Source organism: Paraburkholderia sp. BL21I4N1 (genome assembly GCF_002973525.1).
Classification (GTDB): Bacteria; Pseudomonadota; Gammaproteobacteria; order Burkholderiales; family Burkholderiaceae; genus Paraburkholderia.
The window spans coordinates 156390-172920 of record NZ_PVEN01000014.1; the positions used below are offsets into that span (position 1 = coordinate 156390).

The 16531-nt window shown below is 63.3% G+C and carries 11 protein-coding genes; 9 read left to right on the forward strand and 2 right to left on the reverse strand.

The window, feature by feature from the left end:
* Nucleotides 1-235 precede the first annotated feature (235 nt).
* The 9 genes from B0G83_RS28465 (at nucleotide 236) to B0G83_RS28510 (ending at nucleotide 15031) form a co-directional block, all read left to right on the forward strand.
* Nucleotides 236-1831: a sugar ABC transporter ATP-binding protein gene (locus B0G83_RS28465; protein WP_105510725.1), complete on the forward strand. Its 1596-nt coding sequence runs from the start codon at nucleotides 236-238 to the stop codon at nucleotides 1829-1831.
* Complete coding sequence (locus B0G83_RS28470; protein WP_105510726.1) at nucleotides 1828-2883, forward strand: ABC transporter permease; 1056 nt, start codon at nucleotides 1828-1830, stop codon at nucleotides 2881-2883. Before B0G83_RS28465 ends, B0G83_RS28470 begins: the two co-directional genes overlap by 4 nt.
* A gap of 179 nt (nucleotides 2884-3062) precedes the next feature.
* Nucleotides 3063-4103, forward strand: coding sequence for a LacI family DNA-binding transcriptional regulator (locus B0G83_RS28475; protein ID WP_105510727.1), 1041 nt, complete (start codon nucleotides 3063-3065; stop codon nucleotides 4101-4103).
* A gap of 330 nt (nucleotides 4104-4433) precedes the next feature.
* Nucleotides 4434-6230 (forward strand): methyl-accepting chemotaxis protein, encoded by a 1797-nt coding sequence (locus B0G83_RS28480; RefSeq protein WP_105510728.1) that lies wholly within the window; start codon nucleotides 4434-4436, stop codon nucleotides 6228-6230.
* 421 nt (nucleotides 6231-6651) lie between these two features.
* A complete protein-coding gene (locus tag B0G83_RS28485) occupies nucleotides 6652-7413 on the forward strand; it encodes a hydratase (protein WP_105510729.1) in 762 nt (253 codons plus the stop codon).
* 951 nt (nucleotides 7414-8364) lie between these two features.
* The gene (locus B0G83_RS28495; protein WP_105510731.1) at nucleotides 8365-10287 is read left to right on the forward strand and encodes a PrkA family serine protein kinase; all 1923 of its coding nucleotides are present in this window, start codon (nucleotides 8365-8367) and stop codon (nucleotides 10285-10287) included.
* 224 nt (nucleotides 10288-10511) lie between these two features.
* Nucleotides 10512-11783, forward strand: coding sequence for a YeaH/YhbH family protein (locus tag B0G83_RS28500; RefSeq protein ID WP_105510732.1), 1272 nt, complete (start codon nucleotides 10512-10514; stop codon nucleotides 11781-11783).
* A complete protein-coding gene (locus B0G83_RS28505; RefSeq protein WP_105510733.1) occupies nucleotides 11780-13501 on the forward strand; it encodes a SpoVR family protein in 1722 nt (573 codons plus the stop codon). Before B0G83_RS28500 ends, B0G83_RS28505 begins: the two co-directional genes overlap by 4 nt.
* Before the next feature lie 225 nt (nucleotides 13502-13726).
* On the forward strand, nucleotides 13727-15031 hold the full coding sequence (locus B0G83_RS28510) for an MFS family transporter (RefSeq protein ID WP_105510734.1): 1305 nt from the start codon (nucleotides 13727-13729) through the stop codon (nucleotides 15029-15031).
* A 36-nt stretch (nucleotides 15032-15067) separates the two neighbouring features.
* Here the strand turns inward: B0G83_RS28510 and B0G83_RS28515 are convergent, their stop codons facing one another.
* Both B0G83_RS28515 and B0G83_RS28520 read right to left on the reverse strand, forming a co-directional pair.
* Nucleotides 15068-15289, reverse strand: a complete 222-nt coding sequence (locus tag B0G83_RS28515; RefSeq protein ID WP_105510735.1) for a hypothetical protein — start codon at nucleotides 15287-15289, stop codon at nucleotides 15068-15070.
* A gap of 150 nt (nucleotides 15290-15439) precedes the next feature.
* Nucleotides 15440-16519: a glycosyltransferase family 2 protein gene (locus tag B0G83_RS28520; RefSeq protein ID WP_105510736.1), complete on the reverse strand. Its 1080-nt coding sequence runs from the start codon at nucleotides 16517-16519 to the stop codon at nucleotides 15440-15442.
* Between the last annotated feature and the right edge of the window lie 12 nt (nucleotides 16520-16531).

The window sequence follows — 16531 nt, forward strand, 5'->3', positions numbered from 1 at the left end:
GCATCGCACCAACGCGTGAATTCGCGTCTATTCAATAAACGCTCAAGAAACCTGCCGGGCCGCCGTTAATTCCAGAGGTAAGCGTCATGACGGTGGCTGCGCGGCGGGAGGGAGCGCGGCCATTGGCGCCCGCGCATTTCGCGCATTGGGCCGGCATGACACGTGGCGGCCGGCGCCGGCTTCATGCGAGCGAAATCGCGTGAGGCCGGCCCGGCCGCCATGAACCAGGATTGCAATGGATTCAACCGACCACGACGCCTTGCCTGCCGTACTGTCCGTCAGCGGTATCGGCAAGACCTATGCCGAACCGGTGCTCGCCGACGTTTCGCTGTCGCTGCGCGCCGGCGAGGTATTGGCGCTGACCGGCGAGAACGGTGCGGGCAAGAGTACGCTGTCCAAAATTATCGGTGGGCTGGTCGAGCCGACCGCCGGCACCATGCGCCTCGGCGGCGAGCCTTACGCGCCGTCGAGCCGCACCGACGCCGAGAAGCTCGGCGTGCGCATGGTGATGCAGGAGTTGAATCTGTTGCCGACTTTGTCGGTGGCCGAAAACCTGTTCCTGAACCGCTTGCCGCGCGCGGGTGCGTTCAGCTTCGGCTGGATCGATCGCCGCAAGCTGCGGGACGACGCGCGCAGGGCGATGGCGCAGGTCGGGCTGGATGCGATCGACCCGGACACGCTGGTCGGCGAACTCGGCATCGGTCATCAGCAGATGGTGGAAATCGCCCGCAATCTGATCGACGACTGCCGCGTGCTGATCCTCGACGAACCGACCGCGATGCTGACCGCGCGCGAAGTCGACCTGCTGTTCGAGCAGATCGATCGTCTCAAGGCGCGCGGCGTGGCGCTGGTCTACATCTCGCACCGGCTCGAAGAGCTGGCGCGGGTCGCCGAACAGATCGCGGTGCTGCGCGACGGCCGGCTGGTGCATGTCGACGCCATGGCCAACCTCACGAGCGACCAGATCGTCACGTGGATGGTCGGTCGCGAACTCGGCGAGCGGATCGATCTGGGCGTGCGCAACATCGGCGCGCCGCTGCTGAAAGTGGACCGGCTCGCGCGCGGCAAGGTGGTGCGCGACGTGTCGTTCGAGGTACGCGCGGGCGAGATTTTCGGCATCAGCGGTCTGATCGGCGCGGGGCGCACCGAGCTGATGCGGCTGATCTACGGCGCCGATCAGAAGGACGGCGGCAGCGTCGCGCTGGCGGCGACGCCGGGCGCCGTGCCCACGGCGGTGCGGATCGACTCGCCGTCGGACGCGGTGCGCGCGGGAATCGCGCTGATCACCGAAGACCGCAAGGGCGAAGGCCTGCTGTTACCGCAACCGATCGCCGCGAATGTGTCGCTGGGCAACGTCGGCAGCGTGGCGCGGCATGGCGTGGTCGACGCGAAGCGCGAGAACGTGCTCGCACAGAAGCAGATCGACGCGATGCGGATTCGCAGCTCGGGTCCGGCGCAGATTGTCGGCGAGCTGTCGGGCGGCAACCAGCAGAAGGTGGTGATCGGCCGCTGGCTGGCGCGCGATTGCCGTGTGCTGTTATTCGACGAACCCACGCGCGGCATCGACGTCGGCGCGAAGTTCGATATTTATGGCTTGATGGGCGCGCTGGCGCGGGAAGGGCGCGCGCTCGTCGTGGTGTCGAGCGACCTGCGTGAGCTGATGCTGATCTGCGACCGGATCGGCGTGATGTCCGCGGGCAGCATGACGGGGGTGTTCGAGCGCGATAGCTGGTCGCAGGATGCGTTGCTGGCCTCGGCATTTGCCGGCTATCGCAGCCGCGAAGCGTTGCTGCACGCCCCCGATACCCACCAGGCAGGGAGTGCCTCATGAACGAACAATCGTTGCCGGACAAGCCGGACGGCGGTCAGTCAAACCAGCCCGGCACGGCGAACGTCACACCGCCGGCCGATCCGTCGGCGCCGCTCGCCAGCGGCAAACCGGCCGGTACGCGGCTGGGTTTTTCGAACTATCTGGGTCTGGCCGGTGCGCTGCTGGCCATGATCGCGCTGTTTTCCGTGCTGAGTTCGCACTTCTTCACGTACGACACGTTCAGCACGATCGCCAACCAGATTCCGGATCTGGTGGTGATGTCGGTGGGCATGACCTTCGTGTTGATCATCGCCGGGATCGATCTGTCGGTCGGCTCGGTGCTGGCGCTGGGTGCTTCGGTGGTGAGCGTGGCCGCGCTGAAGTGGGGTTGGGGGCCGTTTCCGTCGGCGTTGCTCGGCGTCGCCGCGGCCGCGCTGACCGGCACGATCACCGGCGCGGTGACGGTGGGCTGGCGGATTCCGTCGTTCATCGTCTCGCTGGGCGTGCTCGAAGCGGCGCGCGGCATGGCGTACCAGATGACGAACTCGCGCACCGCCTATATCGGCGACGCCTTCGATTTTCTGTCGAATCCGATCGCGCTCGGCATTTCGCCGGCCTTCCTGATCGCGGTGGCGGTCATGATCGTCGCGCAACTGGTGCTCACGCGCACGGTGTTCGGCCGCTATCTGGTCGGCATCGGCACCAACGAGGAAGCGGTGCGGCTCGCGGGCGTCAATCCGCGGCCCTACAAAATTATCGTGTTCGCGCTGATGGGCGCGCTCGCGGGGCTCGCCGCGCTGTTCCAGATTTCGCGTCTGGAAGCGGCCGATCCGAACGCGGGCGTCGGCGCTGAACTGCAGGTGATCGCCGCCGTGGTGATCGGCGGGACGAGTTTGATGGGCGGACGCGGCTCGGTCATCAGCACCTTTTTCGGCGTGTTGATCATTTCGGTGCTGGCGGCCGGCCTCGCGCAGATCGGCGCGAACGAGCCGACCAAGCGGATGATCACCGGTGCGGTGATCGTGGTGGCGGTGGTGCTGGATACGTACCGCAGCCGCCGCAAGCGGGCGTAAGTGCTGGTGAGTCGGGTGGGCGGCGTCCCGGCGCGAGCCGGACAGTCGATGTGTGACGAGCGGTCAGGCAGCGGTTTTCATAAGTTGGGTCGGTCTTCGATGAAGCCGTCCGGTGGGCCGCCAGGCGGCATGGACGGCGGGAACGACCGCGGGAACTACAGGCAGGAGAGCAACAGGTTATGGCGACGATCAAGGATGTAGCGGCTGTGGCGGGCGTGTCGTTCACGACGGTATCGCACGTGGTGAACAACTCGCGCCCGGTGTCGGCCGACGTGCGCGCGAAGGTCGAACACGCGATCCGTCAGCTTCACTATGTTCCGTCGGCCGTGGCCCGTTCGCTGAAGGCGCGCGCCACGGCGACGATCGGACTGGTGGTGCCGAACAGCACGAACCCGTATTTCGCGGAAATGGCCCGTGGTATCGAAGACGGTTGCTCGCGCAACGGCTACTGCCTGTTCTTCTGCAATTCCGACGACGATCCGGCCAAGCAGCGTAACTATCTGCGCGTGCTGCAGGAAAAGCGCATCGACGGGCTGATTATCGCGTCCGCCGGCGACGACGCCGTGCTCGCGCAGACGCTCGCCGACTCGCGCGAACCGCTGGTGATCGTCGACCGCAATATCGAAGGCCTGAACGCCGATCTGGTGCAGATCGACCATGAGAAGGGCGGGTATCTGGCCACGCGTCATTTGCTGGAACTGGGACACGTGCGGATCGGCTGCATTACCGGGCCGGTGCAGACGGCCGTCAGTGCGATGCGGGTGCATGGCTTCATCCGCGCGATGACGGAACGGGGCATCGAGATTCCGCCCGACGCGATCGTCGAAAGCGATTTTTCGGGCACCGGCGGCCATCGGGCGGCCGGGCAGCTGTTCGATACCGTGCGGCCGTCGGCGATTTTCGCCGGTAACGACATGATGGGCATCGGCGCGTTGCGCGCCGCGGCGGAACGCAATATCAGCGTGCCGCGCGATTGCTCCATCATCGGTTTCGACGATATCGAACTGGGACGTTTCACCTACCCGGCGCTGTCGACGGTCGGGCAGTCGGTGCGCGCGCTCGGCGACATGGCCGCGCAGACGCTGATCGAACGCATCGCCGGGACCTCGGCGGGCAATCCGCGTGCGCCGGGCCGCCGGCGGGTGGTGTCGCCACGGCTGATCGTGCGCGAATCCACCGCGACTTGGGTTGGCGCGGCGAGGCGCGATCTGGCGGCCTGAGCGCCGCGTTAGGCCCGGGAGAGCGGAGGTGTCGGCCGCTCTCCCTCGACGTTCTGAAGCCGCCGTATTGCTCCTTCGCGACACGTCATCGCGCGTGTTCCGCATGTCCCTCGTCACGACGTGACAAGCTGGCCGTCGTCAGCTTCTTGTAATTCCTTCCAATTCCTTTCAGCAGCTTTCTTCATACTAGATAAATCCTTCAAGTATGCAGTTGGAATGCCGTAAACGGGACTATTAGAGCGCCACATCAAAAAGCGCCGGACGCAGACGCCACACGCTACCCCGCGCTGCGTACGCAGCCTCTCATTTCGTCTAAGTACAGGATTAAGCATGTTGAACAAAGGCATCACGATCAAGGCGCGGATTGGCCTTACGATGGCTTTTCTCGCCGCGCTGCTGGTTGCCATTGGTGTTTTCGGTCTGATCGGCATGAGCCGTTCGAACGACGCCTACAAGGACACCTTCACTAACGCCATGCCGAGCGCCGTCGATATCGGCAACGCCGAGCTGTTCGCGGCGCGTGAACGCCTCGCGCTGGATCGCGCCGCGTTCATGATCGGCACGCCGGACGTGGCGTCGACGCTGGAGCGCGCGCGCGCCATGCGCACCACGTCCGACATGTGGTGGAAAAAGTATATGGACCTGCCGCGCGACGCGAATGAAGACCGGCTCGCGCAGGACGTGGTCGCCAAACGCGACGCATTGCATCAGCAACTGGACGCCTTTTCGGCGACCATCGCGGCCAACGACCAGGCGAAGGTGCTAGGCGGCGCCCAGCGTCTGCAAGCCTCGTACAACGAGCTCGCCAACGCCGACGACGCGCTGCGCAAGGATCAGTTCACGTCGGCGCGGGAGGGTTACGACTCCGCGCAAGGCAGCTTCGCGACGTTCCGCCTCGTCAGCATCGGTGCGCTGGTGCTCGGCCTCGTCGCCGCCGTGTTTTCCTACCTGACGCTCAGCCGCGCGATCGCCCGGCCGCTCGACGAGGCGCTCGGTCATTTCGACGCGATCGCCGGCGGCGATTTGCGTCGCCCGGTGATCGTCACGTCGCGTGACGAAATGGGGCAGTTGCTCGAAGGCATTGCGAAGATGCAGCGCAGTCTCACCGAAACGGTGCGTACGGTGCGCAGCGGCAGCGAGTCGATCGCGACCGCCACCCGCCAGATCGCGGCCGGCAATATCGACCTGTCGTCGCGCACCGAAGAGCAGGCCTCGGCGCTGCAGGAAACCGCGTCGAGCATGGAAGAGCTGACCGGCACGGTCAAACAGAACGCCGACAACGCCCGCCAGGCGAGCTCGCTCGCGGCCAATGCGTCGGAGATCGCCAACAAGGGCAGCGCGGTGGTCGGCCAGGTGGTCGGCACGATGGGCGACATCAATCAGAGCTCGGCGAAGATTGCCGACATCATCTCCATCATCGAAGGGATCGCGTTCCAGACCAACATCCTGGCCCTGAATGCAGCCGTGGAAGCGGCGCGGGCCGGTGAGGAAGGGCGTGGCTTCGCGGTCGTGGCCGGCGAAGTGCGCAGCCTCGCGCAGCGCTCGTCGGCGGCGGCGAAGGAAATCAAGGAACTGATCGACACCTCGGTCGAGCGCGTGCAGTCGGGCTCGGCGCTGGTGGACGAAGCGGGCCGCACGATGACGGAGATCATCAGCGCGGTGCAACGCGTGACCGACATCATGGGCGAGATCGCCGCGGCGTCGGAAGAGCAGAGCAGCGGCATCGACCAGGTGGCGCGCGCCGTCACGCAGATGGACGAAGTGACGCAGCAGAATGCCGCGCTGGTCGAAGAGGCGGCAGCCGCCGCGTCGTCGCTCGAAGACCAGGCCGGCAAGCTGCGCACCGCCGTCTCGGTGTTCCAGGTCGAGGAAGGCGCTTACAAGGCGCCCGTGAACGCGCCGAAGCGGATGAGTGCGCCGGTGCGCTCGACGGTGGCGCGCAAGCCCTCGCGGCCGGCGGTGGCGGCCTCGCATCCGGCGCCGCAAGCCGCTGCCCCGCAGCCCGCGCACGCGGCGCCGCAAGTGGCTACGGCCGCCAAGGCACCGGCTGCGACGCCCGCGCGCGCGCCCGCCAAAGCGATGGCGACAGTCAGCGCCGGCAGCGACCAGGATTGGGAAACCTTCTGATCCGACTCGATCCGCGCCGAGCGTCGCAACATTCGTTCCCGGCGGCGGCGCCAATTGAACCGCGGCGTTGCCGATGATGGCCACCCGTTGATCCAAAAAAAAACCGCGATTGCGCCTGCAGTCGCGGTTTTTTTCATGATGGGCGCATCAAATCCAGTCCGCTATCGCAGCCGGATCGCAGCCCGTTCGCGACCCGGTTGCAACCTATACCCTGGCGAGCGCCACGATCCGGTACATTGACGGGCGGACTCGGCCTCGCGCCGCGACGTGACGTGACGTGACAGTAAAGCCGCCGCGACCTGTCTGCCCGAACGGCGGGCGCGCCGCCGGCCCGCGCCGCGGCGTCCGGCCCTGCCTCCACCCACGCGCCGCCCTCAACCGCTTAACGAACCGCTCAACGCGCCAGCCCTAAAGGACCGACATGACGCAATACGATCTTGCGCAACGCCTCGTCGAAGCACGCCGGCAGCATCGGCCGATCGAAGCGCCCGCACCCGATAGCCTGCCGCCCGACGCGGCCACCGCGTATGCGATCCAGCAGGCTGTCATCGCGGCCCTCGGCGACTCGACCGGCGCCTGGAAGATCGGCGCGCGGGCGCCGGGCGGCCCCGGCGCGGGCGCGCCGATTCCGGCTGCGCTGGTGTTGCCGTCGCCGGCGCGCGCCGCGCATGGCGCTTTCTTCCGCGTGCTGGTGGAACTGGAGATCGCGTTCCGTTTCGCCGAAGCGATCGAACCGCGCGGTCGCGCCTATGCGCGCGACGAAGTGCTGTCGAAAGTCGGCGTCGTGCTGCCCGCTATCGAGATCGTCGACAGCCGCTTCGCGGAATGGCCGAATGTCGCACCGCTCGCGCAACTGGCCGACGCGCAGAACAACGGCGCGCTGATCACCGGTCACGCGGTGGCCTATGCCGGGCTCGCGCGCGGTTTCGATTTCGTGTCGCCTGAACTGGCACTGAGCTTCAACGGCAACTCGCTGTTGCCGGAGACCACCGGCAACCCGGCCGGCGACCCGCGCGAACTCCTGGTCTGGTTCGTCAACCACTGCGCGGCGATGGGTATCACCATCGAGCCGGAGTGGACCATCACGACCGGCTCCTACGTCGGCGGCATCAAGCTGAACGAGCCGGGGCACGTACACGGTCACATCGACGGCCTCGGGGACGTGGAGATTGAACTGACCTGAGCGTGCAGTCGGTTGCCGCGCGTTACGGCGAGGCTTCACGCTGGCTCGTCGAGAGGCGGCGTCTGTCATATTCGTCCGTCACCTTGCCCTCTTCATGACCACGCTTCAAAACGAACGGCTGCCTTCGGGCGGCCGTTTTACCTTTGTCGCATCTGTCGCGGTGGCTTTGCCGTATACACCTATGAAAGCCGTTGGCCGCGTCGCCGTCATCCAGTTATGGAGGCAGCGACGCGGGGCGAAGGCCGACCCTGCCGGCGACGCGGTTAATCCGGAACGTGCAATGGACCACACGCAAGGCATGCATGTCGCACGCGACGATAGATGGCGCGTTTGTCATGTAACACGGAAAGCGCGGAACAAAATGCGTCGCATGGTGACGAACAGCCTGACGACGTATCGTGCAATCGCGGTGCGCGCGGGAACGGCCACTCAACATGTAACAGGCAGCGCGCGTTGTAGACCGAATGCCGATGTCGCGCGTTGTGGAAAAAAGGTGAAGAGGGTTCGAGCGGTGTGTGCAAGAACAGCGCATGCTGTCCACGCTTTTAGCAACGAAGTGTGCGCATGCAGACAGGGCGTCCGATATCGCGGTGAGATCGTTCGATGTAACTGAACGAGTGGCGCAATGGCGTGTTACATGCGCAGTGAGCAGCAGTGCCAGGCGAGCTGTGTTACACAAACCGGGCACTGTGAACGTTCGGGCGCGGGTGACGAATCAGGCCGTAAAACAGGCAGCAAGTGTGCGCATCGATCGCTACGATGTGAGCGCAAGATTGTAGGTGGTGGAAAGTGTGTTTCCAAGTGAGGAATGTCGGGAGGCGAATGCGGCGCGATTTTCGCAACGTAGTTCGTGAAAAAAAATTTAAAAGGGTTTAGGATGAATTCGAGCGATGTCGTTTCCGAATAGCGCGCCGCGCACGACATCGGTCTAGACTTCGGCGAGGAGGTAGCATGGATATCTACAGCAGTTTCGCGACCCGCTTCGAGAAAACGCGAGAAGATGAGCTCTCGCTCGAGGAGTATCTCGCGCTCTGCAAAGACAATCCCGCCGCGTACGCCACGGCTGGCGAACGCATGTTGACGGCAATCGGAGAACCGGAACAGATCGACACTCGCAACGATCCGCGCATGTCGCGAATCTTCGCGAACAAGGTCATCAAGGTATACCCCGCATTCCGTGAGTTCTACGGAATGGAAGAGGTGATCGAGCAGGTGGTCGCCTACTTCCGGCACTCGGCCCAGGGGCTCGAGGAAAAGAAGCAGATCTTGTATCTGTTGGGTCCGGTCGGCGGCGGCAAATCGTCGATCGCGGAACGCCTGAAACAGCTCATGGAACGCGTGCCGTTCTATTCGATCAAGGGCTCGCCCGTCAACGAGTCGCCTCTCGGTCTGTTCGACTACGAGGAAGACGGTCCGATCCTCGAAGAACAATATGGCATTCCACGCCGCTACCTGAAAAGCATTCTGAGTCCGTGGGCGGTGAAGCGCCTGCACGAATACAACGGCGACATCCGCAAGTTCAAGGTGGTGCGCCGCTACCCGTCGATCCTTCGTCAGATCGGTATCGCCAAGACCGAGCCGGGCGACGAAAACAACCAGGACATTTCGTCGCTGGTCGGCAAGGTCGACATCCGCAAGCTCGAACAGTACGCCCAAGACGACGCGGACGCGTACAGCTACTCCGGCGGCCTGTGTCTCGCCAATCAGGGGCTGCTCGAGTTCGTCGAAATGTTCAAGGCGCCGATCAAGGTCCTGCACCCGTTGCTGACCGCCACCCAGGAAGGCAACTTCAAGGGCACGGAAGGGTTCGGTGCGATTCCGTTCGACGGCGTGATCCTCGCGCACTCGAACGAGTCGGAATGGAAGGCGTTCCGCAACAATCGCAACAACGAAGCACTGCTCGACCGGATCTTCGTCGTGAAGGTGCCGTACTGCCTGCGCTACGGTGAAGAGGTCAAGATCTACGAGAAGCTGCTGCGCAATTCGTCGCTGGCGAATGCGGTCTGCGCGCCGGGCACGTTGAAGATGATGGCGCAGATGTCGGTGCTCACGCGCCTGCAGGAGCCGGAGAATTCGAGCCTGTTCTCGAAGATGCAGGTGTATGACGGCGAGAATCTGAAGGACACCGACCCGAAGGCCAAGTCGTACCAGGAGTACCGCGATTTCGCGGGCGTGGACGAAGGCATGACCGGTGTGTCGACCCGCTTCGCGTTCAAGATCATGTCGCGCGTGTTCAACTTCGATTCGACCGAAGTCGCGGCCAATCCGGTGCATCTGATGTACGTGCTCGAACAGCAGATCGAGCGCGAGCAGTTCCCGCCGGAAACCGAACAGAAGTATCTGTCGTTCATCAAGGACGTGCTCGCGTCGCGCTATGCCGAGTTCATCGGCAAGGAGATTCAGACCGCGTACCTGGAGTCGTATTCCGAGTATGGTCAGAACATCTTCGATCGCTATGTGACGTACGCGGACTTCTGGATTCAGGATCAGGAGTTCCGCGACCACGACACCGGCGAGAGCTTCGATCGCGCGGCATTGAACGCCGAGCTGGAGAAGATCGAGAAACCCGCGGGCATCAGCAACCCGAAGGACTTCCGCAACGAGATCGTGAATTTCGTGCTGCGTGCGCGTGCTGCGAATGCGGGGAAGAATCCCGCGTGGATCAGTTACGAGAAGCTGCGCGTCGTGATCGAAAAGAAGATGTTCTCGAACACGGAAGAGCTGTTGCCGGTGATCTCGTTCAACGCCAAGGGCTCGGCGGAAGAGCAACGCAAGCACGAAGACTTCGTCAATCGCATGGTGACGAAGGGCTATACGCCGAAACAGGTGCGCTTGCTGTGTGACTGGTATCTGCGTGTGCGCAAGTCGTCATGAAATGCACCGCGTGCCGCCCGCGTGGTCCGACCGCGCGGGCACCCTGCGAGGCGCAAGCTGCATGGACATAGCGTTGCATCGTGCAGCGTGCGTCTCGCGCACCGGAAATTAGTGCGGGGTGTGGGGAAGGCGTCGGCGCTGAGCGCCAACGCCGATCGACATGCTCTGCATGGGGCGGGAGTCGGCGCTAAAGCGCCAACTCTCGCCGACAAGGGAGACCGGGCGTGCTTCATCAAATCATCGACCGCAGGTTAGCTGGCAAAAACAAGAGCATTGCGAATCGCGAGCGGTTTTTGCGTCGCGTCAAGAACTACATCCGTCGCGCCGTTTCGGAAGCGGTGCGCGACCGCAGCATCAAAGACATTCAGAACACCCAGAGCATCACGATCCCGCGCAAGGATATTGCGGAGCCGTCGTTCCGGCATGGTCCCGGCGGCAAGCGGGAGATGGTGCACCCGGGTAACGCCGACTACATTCGCGGCGACAAGATCCAGCGTCCGCAGGGCGGCGGCGGTGGGGGCGGCGGCAATCAGGCCAGCAACGAAGGCGAGGGGCAGGACGACTTCGTGTTCGAACTGAGCCGCGAAGAATTCATGCAGTATTTCTTCGACGATCTCGAACTGCCGCGACTCGTCAAAACCCACCTGATGGCCGTACCGACGTGGAAAAGCATCCGCGCGGGCTGGGCCGCGGAAGGCACGCCGAACAATATCGACGTGGTCCGTTCGCTGCGCAGCGCGCTCGGCCGCCGCATCGCGCTCGGGGCACCGCTCGTCAACCAGTTGCATGAGATGGAACGGCAACTGGAAGTCATGAAGGCCGACCCCGACGACCGTCGCGAAGAGATCAAACTGCTCGAAGAGGAAATTCATCATTTGCGCGGGCGCATCTGGCGGATTCCGTTTATCGATCCGTTCGATCTGCGCTATGTGAATCGCGTGAAGCAGCCCACGCCGTCCAGCCAGGCCGTGATGTTCTGTCTGATGGATGTGTCCGGCTCGATGGACGAGCAGCGCAAAGACCTCGCCAAGCGCTTCTTCATCCTGCTGTATCTGTTCCTCAAGCGAAACTACGAGAAGATCGAGGTGGTGTTCATTCGCCATCACACGCGCGCCGAGGAGGTCGACGAAGACACGTTCTTCCATTCGACCGAAAGCGGCGGCACGGTCGTGTCGAGCGCGCTGGAACTGATGCAGAAGGTAATGGACGAGCGCTACTCGCCGACTGAATGGAATATTTACGGCGCCCAGGCGTCGGACGGCGACAACTGGACCGACGATTCGCCCAAGTGCCGCAAGATACTGTCGGATGACATCCTGGAGAAGGTGCGCTATTTTGCGTATATTCAGGTGACACCCGAAGAGCAGAACCTGTGGCTCGAATATGCGCAGTTAGCGTTGAGCCAGCCGCACATGGCGATGAAGAAGGTCGAAACCGCGGCTGACATTTATCCGGTGTTTCGTGAGTTGTTTGAAAAGCAGGTGGCGTCGTCGTGACGTCGAAGCACCTGCACAACGAAGCGCGCGGCGATCAGCCGGTGCGCGGGAAAGGCGTGCCGCAGCAGCCATCGTCGGGGCATGCCGAGGCAGCAGCGCAGCCGCCGGGCTCCGCCGCTGCTGGAGCAGCAGTCGACACCGCTGCAGCACGGGGACACACCGGAACGCCCACTGAGGGGCAAAGGGAAGTCCGTATGAACGTAGCCGATAGACGGCCTCTGCCGTGCCCGTCCGACTGGACCTTCGAATTGATCGAAGAGTACGACTCGCATATTGCCCGTGTTGCAGAGCAATATGAACTCGACGTGTATCCGATCCAGCTCGAACTCATCAGCGCCGAACAGATGATGGACGCCTACGCGTCCGTCGGCATGCCGGTGAACTACCGTCACTGGTCGTTCGGCAAACACTTTCTCTCCACCGAAAAAAGCTACCGTCGCGGGCAGATGGGGCTGGCGTACGAGATCGTCATCAATTCGAACCCTTGCATCGCGTATCTGATGGAAGAGAACACGATGACGATGCAGGCGCTCGTCATCGCGCATGCGGCCTACGGGCACAACTCGTTCTTCAAGGGCAACTATCTGTTCAAGCTCTGGACGGATGCGCATGCCATTATCGACTACCTCGTCTACGCGAAGAATTACATTGCCGAATGCGAGGAGCGTTTTGGGCTCGATCGGGTCGAGGAGTTGCTCGACTCGTGCCACGCGTTGATGAATTACGGCGTGGACCGTTACAAGCGGCCGCAGAAGCTGTCGCTGGAGAAGGAATTCGCCGCGCGCCGCGAACGCGAGGCGTATCTGCAGTCGCAGGTCAATGAACTGTGGCGCACCTTGCCGACCCGGCATACACCGTTGCCGGAGGAAATCGAGGAGCGCTATCCGCCCGAGCCGCAGGAAAACCTGCTGTATTTCGCCGAGAAAAACGCACCGCTGCTGGAGCCGTGGGAGCGGGAAGTGATCCGCATCGTGCGCAAGGTCGGGCAGTATTTCTATCCGCAACGGCAGACCCAGGTCATGAACGAAGGCTGGGCGACGTTCTGGCATTACACGTTGCTCAACACTATGTACGCGCAGGGCAAGCTGGAAGACGGCTTCATGATGGAGTTTCTCCATTCGCACAGCAACGTGGTCTACCAGCCGCCGGTCACGAAGCAGTATTACAGCGGCATCAACCCGTACGCGCTCGGTTTTTCGATGATGAGCGACATTCGGCGGATCTGCGAAGCGCCCACCGAAGAAGACCGCCGCTGGTTTCCCGAGCTCGCGGGCAGTCCGTGGCTGCCGGCCATGCACTACGCGATGCGCAATTTCAAGGACGAGAGTTTCGTCGCGCAGTATCTGTCGCCGCATCTGATCCGGGAAATGCGCCTGTTCTCGGTGCTCGACGACGACATGCGCGATTCGCTCGAAGTCTCGGCGATTCATGACGACAGCGGCTATCAGTACGTGCGTCAGGCGTTGTCGCGGCAGTACGACATGCATCACCGGGAGCCGAATATTCAGGTGTGGGCGGTCAACACGCGCGGCGACCGGAGTTTGACGCTGCGGCACTTCATGAGCGACAACCGGCATCTGTCGGGGGATAGCGAGGAAGTGCTCAAGCACATGGCGCGGCTGTGGCAATTCGACGTTTATCTGGAGAGCGTCGACGAAAACGGCACGGTGCGTAAGCGCTACGAGTGCCGTTATGTGCCGCCGGCGGTGCGGGTGTGATGGTGTGTCACTGAGGGTTGCTGAAAACAAAGCCAGCTTTCGAGCTGGCTTTTTCGTTGAGTGGCGGCGACTTTGTCGCCGGGCATTCCCTACCTGACAAACGCCCATCTTCCCCTTGCATTTCTGTAAAATTCGCGCACGCACGCGATGAGCACCTCGCCACGCGCGTTGTGAAGGCGGCGCCACGACCGCCACTTCCGCTTACAGACAAGGAAAGACAACAGCATGACCGACCTGACCGACCAAACCGTGGCCTCGGCTCACGACACCCGTCGCCGCATCCTCGCGATCGTGGGCGCTTCATCGGGCAATCTCGTCGAGTGGTTCGACTTTTACGTGTACTCGTTCTGCGCGCTGTACTTCGCGCCGGCGTTCTTCCCGAGCGGCAACACCACCACCCAGTTGCTCAACACCGCGGGGGTGTTCGCCGCGGGCTTTCTGATGCGGCCGATCGGCGGCTGGTTCTTCGGTCGCCTCGCCGACAAGCGCGGCCGCCGCACCGCCATGATGGTGTCGGTGTTCATGATGTGCGGCGGCTCGCTGGTGATCGCCGTGCTGCCCACCTATGCGCAGATCGGCGCGCTGGCGCCGGCCTTGCTGCTGGTGGCGCGCCTGTTCCAGGGCTTGTCGGTCGGGGGCGAATACGGCACCAGCGCGACCTATATGAGTGAGGTCGCGCTAAAAGGCCGGCGCGGGTTCTTCGCGTCGTTCCAGTACGTCACGCTGATCGGCGGCCAGTTGTGCGCGCTGCTGGTGCTGGTGATCCTGCAACAAACGCTGTCCACCGACGAACTGAAGGCGTGGGGCTGGCGCGTGCCGTTCGTGATCGGCGCGCTGGCGGCGCTGGTCGCGCTGTACCTGCGTAAATCGCTCGAGGAAACCACCACCGCCGCCACGCGTCAGCGCAAGGAAGCGGGCACGCTGCGCGGCTTGTGGCTGCACAAGGGTGCCTTCATGACGGTGCTTGGCTTCACGGCCGGCGGCTCGCTGATCTTCTACACGTTCACCACGTATATGCAGAAGTACCTGGTCAACACGGCCGGCATGCACGCAAAAACCGCCAGCAATGTGATGACAGCGGCGCTGTTCGTCTACATGCTGATGCAGCCCGCGTTCGGCGCATTGTCGGACCGGATCGGCCGGCGTCGTTCCATGCTGTTCTTCGGCTTCTTCGCGACCCTCGGCACGGTGCCGTTGTTGCATGCGCTGAAAGACGTGACGAGCCCGTACGCGGCGTTCGGGCTGGTCGTGGTGGCATTGGCGATCGTCAGTTTTTATACGTCGATCAGCGGCCTCATCAAGGCCGAGATGTTCCCGCCGGAAGTGCGCGCGCTCGGCGTCGGGCTGTCGTACGCGGTGGCCAATGCGATCTTCGGCGGCTCGGCGGAATATGTGGCGCTGTGGCTGAAGTCGATCGGCAGCGAAACGGCCTTCTTCTGGTACGTCACCGCGTTGTGCGCGATCGCCGGGATTGTTTCGCTGCGTATGCGCGATCCGTCGAAAGAAGGGTTTTTGCGGCACGAGCCGTGAGCCACCTTGCCGCGAACCTGACGTAGCGCCGCGCGCTCAGGCCACCACGATATCCGTGCCCAACGCATGCAGCAGATCGCGCAGCGCCTCGGCCTGCGCCATCTTCGCGTCGCTGCGCAAATGGATCTGCAGCGCTCGTCCCGCAATGCCGTCGACGGGATGCGCGAGCCATAGCTCCACGGCGAGCCCCAAACCTTCCGGCTGGTTGACGGCGACCGGCTCGATCACACGCGGCTTGAAACAGGCACTGTCGGACATGGCGGATCACCTCGGTTGATGATGATGGTTCGGGTTCATCGTAATCAACGCGGCGTGCCATACCAAGCAACGAATACGCGTTTGCTAAGCAGAGGATGCTTAGCAGAAAACGCGCTGACCAACGGGCCGACTAGCGCCCGCCAGCCAGCCTCACACCGGTTCGGAGCGGTCCGCGACCAGTTCGGAAACGAGTTCCTTTACCGCGGCCACGGGTTCGGCGGCCACGGCGGGCGCCGCCGCCACCGCTGCGACCGCCGCCGCCGCGACAGCCCGTGGCCGCATGCTGAATCCCGCGCGCGCGAGCATCGCAAGATGGTAATAAAACCGCTTGCTCAACCCATAACGGTAGGCGAACAGATGTCCGAACAGGATCTTCAGACCCGCCCGTATCTGACGATTGCGCGCGTGCACCGACACCACGATCGGCGCGAGACGACGCAGCGCCAGCTTGCGTGACGGCTCCAGCGAGGGCGGCAAGGACAGCGCCTTGACGAACGCGTACGCGCTCACCGTCGCGGCGACCGTCGTGCCGCGCGTGCTGTGCGAGATCGACGTCGCCGTCTTGCGATACACCGACACATAGTCGTGCAGATAGAACACTTCGCGCGCCGCGAGGCACAACTCGGCGCCGAACACGAAATCGCAGCACATGCCGTGCTGTTCCGAATAACCGATGCGCTTCACCAGTTGCGCGTCCGCCATCCAGCCGTTGTTCGGGAACATCTGGATCAAACCGGTTCTGCCGGGTAACGGCTGCAGACCTTCGGCGTCGGCGGTACGACGGAAATCGATATTCAATTGCCGGCTGGCGTCGAAATCGATCGCGCCCGCATGGTCGGCTTCGTATTGATCGCCGAACGCGGCATCGAGTTGCGGATGCTGTTTCCATAGCGACACGAGTTTCTCGACGCCGTCCGTGGTGAGCAGGTCGTCGTCGTGAATCAGCAGGATCTTGTCGCCCGTCGCGCGCTCGAACAGACTCGCGACGTTACGCGCCTGGCCAAGCGGCGGCCGGTTCAGCGTATAACGCACACGCGGCTCGTCGCGATAACGCGCTTCGATCAACTGTTCGGTGCGTGTGTCGTTCGAATCGTCGCCAATCACGATGTCCAGATTGCCGTAGCTTTGCGCGAGGCAGGAATCGATGCACTGCACCACCAGCTCAGGGCGGCGGCAGGTGGGTAGGCAGATAGAGACGAGAGGAAGAGGGGAGCCTGATGAGATGGACATGATGGACGTCGC